Raw genomic sequence first — 13,346 nt, forward strand, 5'->3', positions numbered from 1 at the left:
GGCGCGTCAGGGGACGGTGCCCGGCACTGCGGCGGCGGCGTCCCGGTCGGGGGCGAGCGGATCACCCACCGCTCCCGTGGACGCGTCGAGCGGCCCCTGCGCCAGCCGGGTCACCGCGACCGGTCCCGGCGGCGCGAGGTCGGCCACCTGACGCAGTCCTGACAGGACGTCGTCGGGTCGTACGGCCGGTGTGGAGTGCCGGACGACCACGCGAAGTATCGCACAGGGCCCCTCGTCCGCCGCCGGGGTCGCCGGCGGCGCGCCGCCGGCGGCCGCCGCGGCGCCGTCCGCGCCGTCGACGACCTCCAGGGCGAGCACCGCCTCGCGGGCGTCGAAGGTGCGCATGCCGTTCTTCGTGAGCCGCTGCACCTCGACCCGCTCGGCGGCGAGGAACGCCCGTACGGCCGCCTGCGCCTCCTGCGGGGAGGTGCCGCCGAGGCGCACCGACCACACCGAGGCCTCGAGCCGGTCGGCGAAGGTGCCGGGGGTCGCCTCGAGCACCTCGACCACGTCGAGCCCGTCGGGCAGCGACGCGTCGAGGGCGGCGCGCAGCCGCTCGGGGTCGACCCGCTGGACCACGGACAGCTCCAGGTACTCCGCCTCCGAGGCGACCCCGGTGGGGGCCGCGCCGGCGTACGAGACCTTGGGGTGCGGCGAGAACCCGGCCGAGTAGGCCATGGGCACGCCGGAGCGGCGCAGCGCCCGCTCGAAGGCGCGCTGGAAGTCGCGGTGGCTCACGAAGCGCAGCCGGCCCCGCTTGGTGTAGCGCAGCCGCAGCTTCTGCACCGCCGGGGGCGGCGGCGGCCCCTCGGGCGTCCTCGCCAACGCGGTCCTCCTGCAGGGGTCGGGGGTGGGTGGGTCGGGTCGCGCCCGGGTCAGGGCCTGGGGTCGGTACGGGTCCAGCGCGCGGCCGGGCGGCCGAAGGCGGCGGCGCAGCGCGGGCAGACCGAGGCCACCTGGTCGGCGGCGCCGCCGGTGGCGGGCTGCACGTCCCCCCAGCGCACGTGGCTGAAGGCGCGCAGCCCGGCCCGCGAGAGCGGCAGCCCGCACAGGGTCTGGTTCGTGCCCGGCTCCCAGCCGTGCACCTCGCCGGCGGGCAGGCGCTGGCGCACCGGCCCCTCCTCGTCGAACCACTCCCCCGAGGCGGCGACCCTGGTCGAGGCGGAGCCCCGCGGCCTGCGCGGCACGCTCAGCCCGCGCCGCCGGCGAGCAGCTGCTTGCCGCCCGAGGTGATGGAGGTGACGGGCAGCAGGGTGCGCCCGGTGGGGCCGACCTGGATGTCGGTGCCCATCTGCGGGCAGACGCCGCAGTCGAAGCACGGGGTCCAGCGGCAGTCCTCGACCTCGGCCCCGTCGTCGCCGGCGAGGGCCTCCTGCCAGTCGTCCCAGAGCCAGTCCTTGTCGAGCCCGGAGTCCAGGTGGTCCCAGGGCAGGACCTCGTTCTGCTCGCGCTCGCGCACGGTGTACCAGTCGACGTCCACCGGCTCGTCGGCCAGCGCCCGCTCCGCGCAGCGCATCCAGCGCTCGAAGGAGAAGTGCTCGCTCCAGCCGTCGAAGCGGCCGCCGTCCTCCCAGACCGCCCGCACGACCTTGCCGACGCGGCGGTCGCCGCGCGAGAGCAGGCCCTCGACGATGCCGGGCTTGCCGTCGTGGTAGCGGAAGCCGACGGCGCGCGCGGTCGAGCGGTCCGAGCGCACGGCGTCGCGCAGCTTCGCCAGGCGGGCGTCGGTCTCCTCGTGCCCCAGCTGCGGCGCCCACTGGAAGGGCGTGTGCGGCTTGGGGACGAACCCGCCGATCGACACGGTGCAGCGGATGTCGTTGCGCCCGGTGACCTCGCGCCCGGCCTTGATGACCTTGCGGGCGAGCTCGGCGATCTGCAGCACGTCCTCGTCGGTCTCCGTGGGGAGCCCGCACATGAAGTAGAGCTTCACCTGGCGCCAGCCGTTGGCGTACGCCGTGGTGACGGTGCGGAGGAGGTCGTCCTCGGTGACCATCTTGTTGATCACCTTGCGGATGCGCTCCGAGCCGCCCTCGGGGGCGAAGGTGAGCCCGGAGCGGCGCCCGTTGCGGGTCAGCTCGTTGGCCAGGTCCACGTTGAAGGCGTCGACGCGGGTCGACGGCAGGGACAGCGAGGTCTGAGTGCCCTCGTAGCGGTCCGCGAGGCCCTTGGTGATGTCGCCGATCTCGGAGTGGTCCGCGCTGGACAGCGAGAGCAGGCCCACCTCCTCGAAGCCGGTGGCGGCCAGCCCCTTCTCGACCATCGCGCCGATGCCCTCGATCGACCGCTCGCGCACCGGCCGGGTGATCATCCCGGCCTGGCAGAAGCGGCAGCCGCGGGTGCACCCGCGGAAGATCTCCACCGACATGCGCTCGTGGACGCTCTCGGCGAGCGGGACCAGGGGCTGCTTCGGGTACGGCCACGCGTCGAGGTCCATGACCGTGTGCTTGCTGACCCGCCACGGCACGCCGGGGCGGTTCGGCACGACGCGCCGGATGCGCCCGTCCGGCAGGTAGTCGACGTCGTAGAACGCGGGGACGTACACCCCGCCGGTGCGGGCCAGGCGCAGGAGCAGCTCCTCGCGCCCGCCCGGGCGGCCCTCCGCCTTCCAGGCCCGCAGGATCGCCGTGATCTCCAGGACGGCCTGCTCGCCGTCGCCGACCACGGCCGCGTCGATGAAGTCGGCGACCGGCTCGGGGTTGAAGGCGGCGTGCCCGCCGGCGACGACGAACGGGTCGTCGAGGGTGCGCTCGCGCGCCTCGAGCGGGACGCCGGCGAGGTCGAGCGCCTCGAGCATGTTGGTGTAGCCGAGCTCGGTGGAGAACGAGAGCCCGAGCACGTCGAACGCGCCGACCGGCCGGTGGCTGTCGACCGTGAACTGCGGGACCCCGTGCTCGCGCATGAGGGCGGCCAGGTCGGGCCAGACCGCGTACGTCCGCTCGGCCAGGACGCCGTCCTGCTCGTTGAGGACCTCGTAGAGGATCATCGTGCCCTGGTTGGGCACGCCCACCTCGTACGCGTCGGGGTACATGAGCGCCCACCGCACGTCGCACGCGTCCCAGTCCTTCGCCGTGGAGCCGAGCTCCCCGCCGACGTACTGGATGGGCTTCTGCACCTGCGGGAGCAGGGGCTCCAGCCGGGAGAAGACGGACTCGACAGGCATGCGGCGCTGCTCCGGGGGTGGCGGGCGTACGGGCGCTCCCCAGGGTAGCCGCGCGGCGGGCGGCCCCCGTCCTCAGAGCGCGGGGAAGAAGATCCCGATCTCGCGCTGCGCCGACTCCGGGGAGTCCGAGCCGTGCACGAGGTTCTGCTGGACCTTCAGGCCCCAGTCGCGCCCGAGGTCGCCGCGCAGGGTGCCCGGCGCGGCCGCCACCGGGTCCGTCGCGCCGGCCATCGCGCGGAACGTCTCGATGACCCGCTGGCCCTCGACGACCATCGCGACGACCGGGCCGCTGAGCATGAACTCGACGAGCGGCTCGAAGAACGGCTTGCCCCGGTGCTCCTCGTAGTGCCGCTCCAGCGTCGCGCGGTCCAGCTGGCGCAGCTCGAGCGCGGCGAGGGTGAAGCCGCGCCGCTCCAGCCGCGACAGCACCTCGCCGACGAGCCCCCGGCGCACGCCGTCGGGCTTGACGAGGACGAGGGTGCGCTCGGTCACGGGGTCTCCTTGCGGGGCGCGGGTACGGGTGCCGCGGTCCAGCCTAGGGGCACCCGCTCAGCCGAGGACGGGCCGGGCGAGCAGCTCGCGCAGCTGCGGCTGCACGGCCTCGAGGTCCGCCGGCGTCTTCACCGGGATGAACCGCCCGTGCGGCCCGGTGGCCGGCACGACGAGGTACGTCGTGTCGAGCACCGCCGACGCCTCGTGGCACATGCGCTCCAGCTGCACGGCGGTGCGCCCCTCGACCTTCTTCTGCACGTGGACCCAGGTGAGGTCCCAGTCGCGGTCGAGCGCGTCGAGGTCGAAGGTCATGGTGTTGACGTTGGTGGCCGGCAGGCTGGAGTGGTCGAAGCCCGGCGGGAAGCGCATCGACTCCACGACCATGGGCCGCCCCGCGACGCGCGCGGGCGCGCCGCCGACGTCGCCCTCGTTGGGCACGACCTCCGCGGTCATCGGGCGCCCCTGCCGCACGTGCATCCCGAGGACGACCGGGTCCACGCGCGCGGGCAGGTTGTCCACGTTCGACACCATGAGGTAGCGGACGCCCCGCTCGCGCAGCCCGGCCAGGGTGCCCGAGGCCCGCAGCGCGATGAGCGCGTCGCCGTGCCCTGGGCCGTACAGCGACACGTCGCCGTCGGCGGTGCGGAACAGCTCGCCGTCGGGCTCGAGGCGCAGGCTGACGTACTGGCTGAAGATCAGCGGCGCCATGCCCTTGTCCGCGAGCAGCTCGCGGGTGGGGCCGTCGGTGCTGAAGCTCGTCATGACCACGGTCGGCACGTCGGCGCCGACCTCGCGGGCCAGCTCGGCGGTGTGCCCGAGCTTGAGCTCGAGGAAGCTGCGCCCGTCGACCGCCTCGACGGCGCCCTTGACCACGCCGCCGAAGCGGCTCGCCATGCCCCCGTTGAGCACGACCGAGGCGAAGGCCCCGGCCCGCAGCACCTCCAGGCCGGCCTCGCGCGCCGCGGCGTGCTCGTCGCTGCCCGGCTCCGGCAGGTCGACGAGGTCGCCGGGGGCGGGGGGCTCGACGTCCTGCAGGACGTTGCTCCCCGGCGAGAGGCTGCCGTCGCGGACCCTCGCCTGCAGGTCGAGGAACGTGCGCTCGTCGAAGCCGTACGCGTCGAGGGTCTCGAGCGCCTTCGGGGACGCGCCCGGGATGGAGGCAGTCATGGGGACGTTCCTACCCCAGGCGCCCCCCGGCGACCACGTCCGGGTCAGGCGTCGCCGGCCGGGCGGTCCCGCCGGAAGCCCTCCTGCACCGCCTCGACCCGCCGGGCGAGCACGAAGGCCGACACCCAGAGCGCGGCGAACACCGCGCCGACGAAGAACATCGACCGCACCCAGAGGCCCGAGGCGATGATGAGCACCTGCAGCACCGACCCCGCGACGTACGCCCAGGGCCGGCGCAGCATCCCGGCCAGCAGCAGGCAGGCCAGCGACCCGAGCCCCGTCACCCACCAGACGGTGGCGTCGGGGACGTCGGTGAGCGGCAGCGCGACGAGCCCGGCGAAGAGGACGACGAGCGCCTCCGAGACGAGGACGCTCGCGCAGACGATCCGGCGGTAGCGCATCAGCGGGCCCGCCCCAGCAGCGTGCGCGCCTCGGCGACCGTGCGGACCGAGCCGGTGACGAGCACGCCCGCCCCGACCCCGCCGTCCTCCTCCTCGGCCAGCGCGACCGCGGCGTCGAGCGCGTCGTCGAGCCGCGGCACGACCTCCACGCGGTCCTCGCCGAAGACCTCGACCGCCGCGGCGGCGAGCTCGTCGACGCCGAGGGCGCGCTCCGTCGCAGCCTCGGTGACGACCACCTCGGCCAGCACGGGCTCGAGGGCCGCGAGCACGCCGAGGACGTCCTTGTCGGCCATGACCGAGACGACGCCGACGAGCCGGCGGAAGTCGAACGCCTCCTGCAGCGCCGCCGCGGTGGCCGCGGCACCGGCGGGGTTGTGCGCGGCGTCGAGCAGCACCGTCGGCGAGCGGCGCGCGACCTCCAGGCGGCCCGGGGAGTCGGCCTGCGCGAACCCGGCGCGCACCGCGTCGACGTCGAGCGTGCCGGAGCCGCCGCCGAGGAACGCCTCGACCGCGGCGAGGGCGACGGCCGCGTTGTGCGCCTGGTGCGCGCCGTGCAGCGGGAGGAAGAGGTCCTCGTACGTCCCCCCGAGCCCGCGCAGCACGAGCTGCTGCCCGCCGACGGCGACCTGGCGGTCCACGACGCCGAACTCGAGCCCCTCCCGGGCCACGGTGGCCCCGACCTCGACGGCGCGGCGCAGCAGCACCTCGGCGACCGCGACCTCCTGCTGCGCGACGACCGCGACGGCACCCTCCTTGACGATCCCGGCCTTCTCCCCCGCGATCTCCTCGGGGGTGCTGCCGAGGAACGCGGTGTGGTCGACCGCCACGGGCGTCACGACGGCCACCTGCCCGTCGGCGACGTTCGTCGCGTCCCAGCGCCCGCCCATGCCGACCTCGACGACCGCGACGTCGACCGGCGCGTCGGCGAAGGCGGCGTACGCCATCGCGACGAGCACCTCGAAGAACGACAGCCGCTCGCCGTGCCGGGCGTCCACGAGGTCGAGGTACGGCTCGACGTCCTCGTACGCCCGGACGAAGCGCTCGTCGTCGACCGGCTCGCCCTCGACCGTGATGCGCTCCTGCATCCGGTGCAGGTGCGGACTGGTGAACCGGCCCGTGCGCAGGCCGAAGGACCGCAGCAGGGCGTCGACCATGCGGGCGGTCGACGTCTTGCCGTTGGTGCCGGTGACGTGCACGACCGGGAAGGCCCGCTGCGGGGCGCCGAGCAGGTCGACGAGGTCCGCGATCCGCTCCAGGGAGGGGTCCAGCGCGTGCTCGGGCGTGCGGGCGAGGATCGCCCGCTCGACCTCGCGGACCCGCTCGGCGAGCGCCTCGCGGGCCCGCTCCCGTGCCTCGCTCATGCCGGCGGCAGCGCGTCGAGCTGGGCGGTGAGGCGCTCGATGTCCGCGGTGGCGGTCTCGCGGCGCGCGCGGATGCCGGCGACGACCTTCTCCGGCGCCTTGGCGAGGAAGCCCTCGTTGCCGAGCTTGGCGTCGCACTGGGCGAGCTCCTTCTGCGCCGCCTGCAGGTCCTTGTCGAGCCGCTTGCGCTCGGCGGCGACGTCGACCGTGCCGCGCAGGTCGAGCTCGACGGTCACCGTCGCGCCGCCGAGCGGAACGGGCAGGGAAGCGCTTGCCGCGACGTCGTCGGCGACGGGCTGCAGCCTCGCGAGCGCCCGCACGTGCTCCTCGAACGCCGCGGCCGGCGACCCGTCGAGCCCGGTGAGCCGGGCCGCGACCCGCTGGGTCGGCTTGACGCCCTGGTCGCTGCGGAAGCGCCGGACCTCGGTGACGAGGCGCTGCACGGCATCGACCTGCTCCGCCGCCGCCGGGTCGAGCCGGTCGCGGTCGGCCCGGGGCCACGCCGCGGTGACGAGCGTGTCGCCGCCGGTGAGGGCGCGCCACAGCTCGTCGGTGACGAACGGCGCGATGGGGTGCAGCAGGCGCAGCAGCTGGTCGAGGACGTGCCCCAGCACGACGCGGGTGCGCTCGGCGCCCTCCCCCGCCAGCTCGGTCTTGGCCAGCTCGAGGTACCAGTCGCAGACCTCGTCCCACGCGAAGTGGTAGATCGCCTCGGAGGCCTTGGCGAACTCGTACCCCTCGTAGAGCCGGTCGACCTCCTCGACCGTCTCGGCGAGGCGGGAGAGCACCCAGCGGTCGAGCGTTGACAGCTCCTCGGCGGGCGGCAGCTCGCCCAGGCGCGCACCGTTGAGCATCGCGAAGCGGGTCGCGTTCCAGAGCTTGGTGCAGAAGTTGCGCGCGCCCTGCACCCACTCCTCGTTGACCGCCTGGTCGACGCCGGGGTTGGCCCCGCGGGTCAGGGAGAAGCGGACGGCGTCGGAGCCGTACCGGTCCATCCAGTCGAGCGGGTCGACGACGTTGCCGCGCGACTTGCTCATCTTCTTGCCGTTCTTGTCGCGCACCAGCCCGGTGAGGGTCACGGTGCGGAACGGCTCGCGCCCGTCCATGGCGTAGAGGCCGAACATCATCATGCGGGCGACCCAGAAGAAGATGATGTCGTAGCCCGTGAGCAGCACCGAGGTCGGGTAGAAGCGGCGCAGGTCGGAGGTGTCGTCCGGCCAGCCCAGGGTCGAGAACGGCCACAGGGCGCTGGAGAACCAGGTGTCCAGGACGTCGGGGTCCTGCTCCCAGCCCTCCCCCGCCGGCGGCTCCTCGTCCGGGCCCACGCAGCGGACCTCGCCGCCGGGGCCGTACCAGACGGGGATGCGGTGGCCCCACCACAGCTGCCGGCTGATGCACCAGTCGTGCATGTCGTCGACCCAGCCGAAGTAGCGCGACTCCATCGAGCGCGGCACGATCTGCACCCGCCCGTCGCGCACCGCGTCGCCCGCCGCCTTCGCCAGCGGCTCGACCCGCACGAACCACTGCAGCGACAGCCGCGGCTCGACCACCGTGTCGCAGCGGGAGCAGTGCCCCACCGCGTGCACGTACGGCCGCTTCTCCGCGACGACCCGCCCGTCCTCGCGCAGGGCGGCCACGACCGCCGGCCGCGCCTCGAGCCGGTCCAGGCCCTGGAACGGTCCCGGCACGGTGATGGTGCCGCGCTCGTCCATGACCACCGGCATCGGCAGGTCGTGCCGGCGCCCGATCTCGAAGTCGTTGGGGTCGTGCGCCGGGGTCACCTTGACCGCGCCCGTGCCGAACGACGGGTCCACGTGCGGGTCGGCGACGACGGGGATGCGCCGCCCGGTCAGCGGCAGCTCGACCTCGGTGCCGACGAGGTGCGCGTAGCGCTCGTCGTCGGGGTGCACCGCCACCGCGGTGTCGCCCAGCATCGTCTCGGCGCGGGTGGTCGCGACGACGATCGACGCGTCGCCCTCGCCGTAGCGGATCGAGACGAGCTCGCCGTCGTCGTCGGAGTGCTCGACCTCGATGTCCGAGAGCGCGGTGAGGCAGCGCGGGCACCAGTTGATGATCCGCTCGGCGCGGTAGATGAGCTCGTCGTCGTAGAGCCGCTTGAAGATCGTCTGGACGGCGCGCGAGAGGCCCTCGTCCATGGTGAAGCGCTCGCGGGACCAGTCCACGCCCTCGCCGAGGCGGCGCATCTGGTCGAGGATCCGCCCGCCGTACTTCTCCTTCCACCGCCACACGCGCTCGACGAACGCCTCGCGACCCAGGTCGTGGCGGGTCAGGCCCTCCTTGGCGAGCTCGCGCTCGACCACGTTCTGCGTCGCGATGCCCGCGTGGTCCATGCCGGGCAGCCACAGCACGTCGTGGCCCTGCATGCGCCGCCGGCGGGTCAGCACGTCCATGAGGGTGTGGTTGAGCGCGTGCCCGAGGTGCAGGCTGCCGGTGACGTTCGGCGGCGGGATGACGATCGCGTACGGCTCCCCGCGCGGCTCGGCCGGCGGGGTGAAGCACCCCTGCTCGACCCAGCGGCGGTAGGCCGGGCCCTCCACCTCCGACGGGGTGAACGTCGACGGCAGGCTCTCGGCGGACGGCGGGGTGCTCACGGGTGCTGAGTCTACGAGCCGGGCCCCGCCGCGCCCGGTCCGCCTGCGGCGTGCGCGCCGCGGGTAGGGACCGGGCCATGAGCAGCAGCAGCCCCAACACCGGGCGCGAGGTCCACCTCGCGTCGCGCCCCGTCGGCGAGCCGGTCGCCGGCGACTTCGCCCTCGTCGAGGTCGAGGTCCCCGCGCCGGGCCCGGGGCAGGTCCTCGTGCGCAACCGCTGGATGTCCGTCGACCCCTACATGCGCGGGCGCATGCGCGACGTCCCCTCGTACGTCCCCCCGTACGCCGTCGGCGACGTCCTCACCGGCGGCGCGGTGGGCGAGGTCGTCGCCTCGCGCGCCGACGGGCTCGCCGAGGGGGACCTCGTCCTGCACGGGGGCGGGTGGCGCGAGTGGTGGGTCGGCGACGCCGACCGGGCCACCCGGCTCGACGTGCCCGCGGGCGTCTCGCCCAGCGCCTTCCTCGGCGTGCTCGGGATGACCGGGCTCACCGCGTACGCCGGCCTCGTCGAGGTGGCCGCGCTGCGCCCCGGCGACGCGGTCTTCGTCGCGGGCGCGTCCGGCGCCGTCGGCTCCGTCGCCGGGCAGCTCGCCCGGCTCAAGGGCGCCTCCCGGGTCGTCGGCTCGGCGGGCTCGCCGGAGAAGGTGCGCTGGCTCGTCGACGAGCTCGGCCTCGACGCCGCGTTCGACCACCACGACGGGCCCGCGCTGGAGCAGCTGCGCCGGGTGGCGCCCGACGGGGTGGACGTGTGCTTCGACAACGTCGGCGGCGCGCAGCTCGAGGCGGCGCTGCGCGTCCTGCGCCCGCACGGGCGGGTGGCGCTGTGCGGGGCGATCAGCACCTACAACGACGAGTCCGGCGGCGACCCGGTGCACGGGCTCGGCCTCGCGGTCGGCAAGCGGCTGACCCTGCGCGGGTTCATCGTCGGCGACCACGAGCACCTGCGCCCGCGCTTCCTGGAGGAGGTCGGCGGCTGGCTGGCCGACGGCGCGCTGCGGGTGCGCGAGACGGTGCACGAGGGGATCGAGCGCGCGCCCGAGGCCTTCATCGGGCTCTTCACCGGCGCGGGCGGCGGCGGCAAGGTCCTCGTGCGGCTCTGAGCGCGCCGGAGCCCCGCAGGGCGCTGACCTGCGGGGCTCGGGTGGCGGCTCGGGGTCGCCCGCGCTCAGGCGCTCTTCTCGCGGCGCTCGCGCTTGGGCGGGGCCTCGCGCGGCACGAGGGTCGGGTTGACGTGCTCGAGCACGACCTCGCGGGTGACGACGCAGCGGGCGACGTCCTCGCGGGAGGGGACGTCGTACATCACCGACAGGAGGACCTCCTCCATGATCGCCCGCAGGCCGCGGGCGCCGGTGCCGCGCCGGATGGCCTGGTCGGCCACCGCCTCGAGCGCGTCGGGGGTGAACTCGAGCTCGACCCCGTCGAGGTCGAAGAGCTTCTTGTACTGCTTGACCAGCGCGTTCTTCGGGTCCGTGAGGATGCGCACGAGCGCCTCGCGGTCGAGGTTGTGCACGCTCGTGATCACCGGCAGGCGCCCGATGAACTCCGGGATCATGCCGAACTTCAGCAGGTCCTCGGGCAACACGTCGCCGAACACGTCGGCCGACTCGACCTCGCTGGCGAAGCGCAGCTGCGAGCCGAAGCCCAGGCCCTTCTTGCCGGCGCGCTGCTCGACGATCTTGTCCAGGCCGGCGAACGCGCCGCCGACGATGAACAGGACGTTCGTCGTGTCGATCTGGATGAACTCCTGGTGCGGGTGCTTGCGCCCGCCCTGCGGCGGCACCGACGCGGTCGTGCCCTCGAGGATCTTCAGCAGCGCCTGCTGCACGCCCTCGCCGGAGACGTCGCGGGTGATCGACGGGTTCTCGCTCTTGCGGGCGATCTTGTCGACCTCGTCGATGTAGATGATCCCGGTCTCGGCCTTCTTGACGTCGTAGTCGGCCGCCTGGATCAGCTTGAGCAGGATGTTCTCGACGTCCTCGCCGACGTAGCCCGCCTCGGTGAGCGCGGTCGCGTCGGCGATGGCGAACGGGACGTTGAGCATGCGCGCCAGCGTCTGCGCCAGCAGCGTCTTGCCGCAGCCGGTGGGCCCGAGGAGCAGGATGTTGGACTTGCCGAGCTCGACGTGGTCGTCGCGCCCCGGCTTGCCGGTGTCGCCCGCCTGCACCCGCTTGTAGTGGTTGTAGACGGCCACCGACAGGGCCTTCTTGGCCCGCTCCTGGCCGATCACGTACTGGTCGAGGAACTCGTAGATCTCGCGGGGCTTGGGGAGCTCGTCCCACGACACCTCACCGCTGTCGGAGAGCTCCTCCTCGATGATCTCGTTGCAGAGGTCGATGCACTCGTCGCAGATGTAGACCCCAGGGCCCGCGATGAGCTTCTTGACCTGCTTCTGGCTCTTCCCGCAGAACGAGCACTTCAGCAGGTCGCCGCCGTCGCCGATGCGTGCCACCCGCGTCCCTTCGATCGACCCCGGCCCTCGCCGGATCCGTCACGTCCCCTGACCGTACCCGAGAACCGGGGGCCCGTCGCCGTCCTGGCGCGCCCCGGGGGGCGCGGCGCGCGGGGCACGACCCGTACGGCCCAACGGGCCCTGCGCGCCGTGCCCCGCGTGCGGCTCGTGCCGCCCTGCCCCGGTCCGTCCCGCCCCCGCCGGCCGGCCTCAGCCGGCGCGGCGGTTGGTGAGGACCCGGTCCACGAGGCCGTACTCGACCGCCTCGGTGGCCGAGAGGTACTTGTCGCGCTCGATGTCGCGGCGGACCTGCTCGACGTCGACGTTGGTGTGCTTGGCGTAGGTGTCCTCGAGCCACGCCCGCATCCGCAGCACCTCCTGCGCCTGGATCTCCAGGTCGCTGGCCTGCCCGTAGGCGGCGCCGGACATCGCCGGCTGGTGGATGAGGATCTTGGCGTTGGGCACGGTGAGCCGCTTGCCGGGGGTGCCGGCGGCGAGCAGCACCGAGGCGGCCGAGGCGGCCATGCCGAGGCAGACCGTCTGGATCTCCGGCGCGACGTACTGCATCGTGTCGTAGATCGCCGTGAGCGCCGTGAACGAGCCGCCCGGGGAGTTGATGTAGATCTGGATGTCGCGGTCGGGGTCCATCGACTCCAGCGTGAGCAGCTGGGCGAGGACGTCGTTCGCGATGGTGTCGTCGATCGCCTGGCCGAGGAAGATGATGCGCTCCTCGAACAGCTTGGTGTAGGGGTCGACGCGCTTGAAGCCGTAGCTCGTGCGCTCCTCGATGACGGGGAGGACGTAGCGGCTGCTGGGGCTCGTGCTCATGGTCGGCTCGCTCATGGGGTGGGCTCCGTCGTGGGTCGGGTCGAGGGTCAGGCGCCGGTGCCGCCGGAGCCGCTCACCTGGCCGGCGCGGCTCACGACGTGGTCGACGAACCCGTACTCGCGCGCCTGCTCGGCGGTGAACCACCGGTCGCGGTCGGAGTCGCGCTCGATCTGCTCCTCGGACTGCCCGGTGTGGAACGCGATGAGCTCGGCCAGCTTGCGCTTGGTGTAGAGCATCTCCTCGGCGAGGATCTTGATGTCCGAGGCCGTGCCGCCGATGCCGCCGGAGGGCTGGTGCATCATGATCCGCGCGTGCGGGGTCGCGTAGCGCTTGCCCTTGGTGCCCGCGCAGAGCAGGAACTGCCCCATGGACGCGGCCAGGCCGAGGCCCACCGTCGCGACGTCGTTCTCGACGTACTGCATCGTGTCGTAGATCGCCAGGCCGGCCGAGACGGAGCCGCCGGGCGAGTTGATGTAGAGGAAGATGTCCTTCTGCGGGTCCTCCGCGGCGAGGAGCATCAGCTGGGCGCAGATGGCGTTGGCGTTCTCGTCGCGCACCTCGGAGCCCAGGAAGATGATCCGCTCGCGCAGGAGGCGGTTGTAGACCTGGTCGTCGAGGCCCAGGCCGCCGGGCGCCTGCGTGCGCGCCTCGGCGAGGGTCCCGCTCGGCCGGATGAGGGTGGTCACTGCGGCGTCACCTGCTTGTGCGTCGGGCTGCTGGATCGGGTCGGTCGGGCTCTCGTCCGCCGGTGCCGACAGTAACGGGCGGGCGCTCCCCCGACGTCCCGGCCCCGGCCCTGTTCGCCAGGGGCGGAGCAGGCGGCGGAGGTGGCGGGAGCCGTACGCGCGGGAGCCGGGGCGCGTCGGCGCCCCGGCT

12 protein-coding genes are annotated in these 13,346 nt (G+C 73.9%); 1 reads left to right on the forward strand and 11 read right to left on the reverse strand.

The window, feature by feature from the left end; genetic code table 11:
* Positions 1-6 precede the first annotated feature (6 nt).
* The 8 genes from D5H78_RS07645 to D5H78_RS07680 all read right to left on the reverse strand — a co-directional run bounded on the left by D5H78_RS07645 (position 7) and on the right by D5H78_RS07680 (position 9,193).
* Positions 7-786, reverse strand: coding sequence for a TIGR03936 family radical SAM-associated protein (locus D5H78_RS07645; protein WP_119949794.1), 780 nt, complete (start codon positions 784-786; stop codon positions 7-9).
* Between the two features lie 89 nt (positions 787-875).
* Positions 876-1,187 (reverse strand): hypothetical protein, encoded by a 312-nt coding sequence (locus D5H78_RS07650; protein WP_119949795.1) that lies wholly within the window; start codon positions 1,185-1,187, stop codon positions 876-878.
* 2 nt (positions 1,188-1,189) lie between these two features.
* Complete coding sequence (locus D5H78_RS07655; RefSeq protein WP_119949796.1) at positions 1,190-3,160, reverse strand: TIGR03960 family B12-binding radical SAM protein; 1,971 nt, start codon at positions 3,158-3,160, stop codon at positions 1,190-1,192.
* Between the two features lie 72 nt (positions 3,161-3,232).
* The gene (gene ndk / locus D5H78_RS07660) at positions 3,233-3,652 is read right to left on the reverse strand and encodes a nucleoside-diphosphate kinase (RefSeq protein WP_119949797.1); all 420 of its coding nucleotides are present in this window, start codon (positions 3,650-3,652) and stop codon (positions 3,233-3,235) included.
* Positions 3,653-3,709: 57 nt separating this feature from the next.
* Complete coding sequence (locus tag D5H78_RS07665) at positions 3,710-4,819, reverse strand: UTP--glucose-1-phosphate uridylyltransferase (RefSeq protein ID WP_119949798.1); 1,110 nt, start codon at positions 4,817-4,819, stop codon at positions 3,710-3,712.
* A 44-nt stretch (positions 4,820-4,863) separates the two neighbouring features.
* Positions 4,864-5,220 carry a DUF4233 domain-containing protein gene (locus D5H78_RS07670; protein ID WP_119949799.1) on the reverse strand — a complete coding sequence of 119 codons (357 nt, stop codon included), beginning with the start codon at positions 5,218-5,220 and terminating at the stop codon, positions 4,864-4,866.
* On the reverse strand, positions 5,220-6,581 hold the full coding sequence (folC, locus tag D5H78_RS07675) for a bifunctional tetrahydrofolate synthase/dihydrofolate synthase (protein ID WP_119949800.1): 1,362 nt from the start codon (positions 6,579-6,581) through the stop codon (positions 5,220-5,222). Before folC ends, D5H78_RS07670 begins: the two co-directional genes overlap by 1 nt.
* Positions 6,578-9,193, reverse strand: coding sequence for a valine--tRNA ligase (locus D5H78_RS07680; protein ID WP_119949801.1), 2,616 nt, complete (start codon positions 9,191-9,193; stop codon positions 6,578-6,580). Before D5H78_RS07680 ends, folC begins: the two co-directional genes overlap by 4 nt.
* 77 nt (positions 9,194-9,270) lie before the next feature.
* Here D5H78_RS07680 and D5H78_RS07685 point away from each other — a divergent pair, with 77 nt between their 5' ends.
* Positions 9,271-10,293, forward strand: coding sequence for an NADP-dependent oxidoreductase (locus tag D5H78_RS07685; RefSeq protein ID WP_119949802.1), 1,023 nt, complete (start codon positions 9,271-9,273; stop codon positions 10,291-10,293).
* Positions 10,294-10,358: 65 nt separating this feature from the next.
* Here the strand turns inward: D5H78_RS07685 and clpX are convergent, their stop codons facing one another.
* From clpX to D5H78_RS07700, 3 genes are all read right to left on the reverse strand, one after another.
* Entirely contained in the window at positions 10,359-11,642 is a 1,284-nt protein-coding gene (clpX, locus tag D5H78_RS07690) for an ATP-dependent Clp protease ATP-binding subunit ClpX (RefSeq protein ID WP_119949803.1), read from the reverse strand.
* A gap of 210 nt (positions 11,643-11,852) precedes the next feature.
* Entirely contained in the window at positions 11,853-12,485 is a 633-nt protein-coding gene (locus D5H78_RS07695) for an ATP-dependent Clp protease proteolytic subunit (RefSeq protein ID WP_119949804.1), read from the reverse strand.
* Between the two features lie 32 nt (positions 12,486-12,517).
* Entirely contained in the window at positions 12,518-13,156 is a 639-nt protein-coding gene (locus D5H78_RS07700; RefSeq protein ID WP_119949805.1) for an ATP-dependent Clp protease proteolytic subunit, read from the reverse strand.
* Between the last annotated feature and the right edge of the window lie 190 nt (positions 13,157-13,346).

Origin of the sequence: Vallicoccus soli, from assembly GCF_003594885.1 — a bacterium.
GTDB lineage: Bacteria > Actinomycetota > Actinomycetes > Motilibacterales > Motilibacteraceae > Vallicoccus > Vallicoccus soli.

What these genes read in the sequence shown, in the direction of transcription:
- D5H78_RS07655 (WP_119949796.1), bottom strand. Translation starts at nt 3,160, where the DNA reads ATGCCTGTCGAGTCCGTCTTCTCCCGGCTGGAGCCCCTGCTCCCGCAG.
- D5H78_RS07665 (WP_119949798.1), bottom strand. Translation starts at nt 4,819, where the DNA reads ATGACTGCCTCCATCCCGGGCGCGTCCCCGAAGGCGCTCGAGACCCTC.
- D5H78_RS07670 (WP_119949799.1), bottom strand. Translation starts at nt 5,220, where the DNA reads ATGCGCTACCGCCGGATCGTCTGCGCGAGCGTCCTCGTCTCGGAGGCG.
- folC (WP_119949800.1), bottom strand. Translation starts at nt 6,581, where the DNA reads ATGAGCGAGGCACGGGAGCGGGCCCGCGAGGCGCTCGCCGAGCGGGTC.
- D5H78_RS07685 (WP_119949802.1), top strand. Translation starts at nt 9,271, where the DNA reads ATGAGCAGCAGCAGCCCCAACACCGGGCGCGAGGTCCACCTCGCGTCG.
- D5H78_RS07695 (WP_119949804.1), bottom strand. Translation starts at nt 12,485, where the DNA reads ATGAGCGAGCCGACCATGAGCACGAGCCCCAGCAGCCGCTACGTCCTC.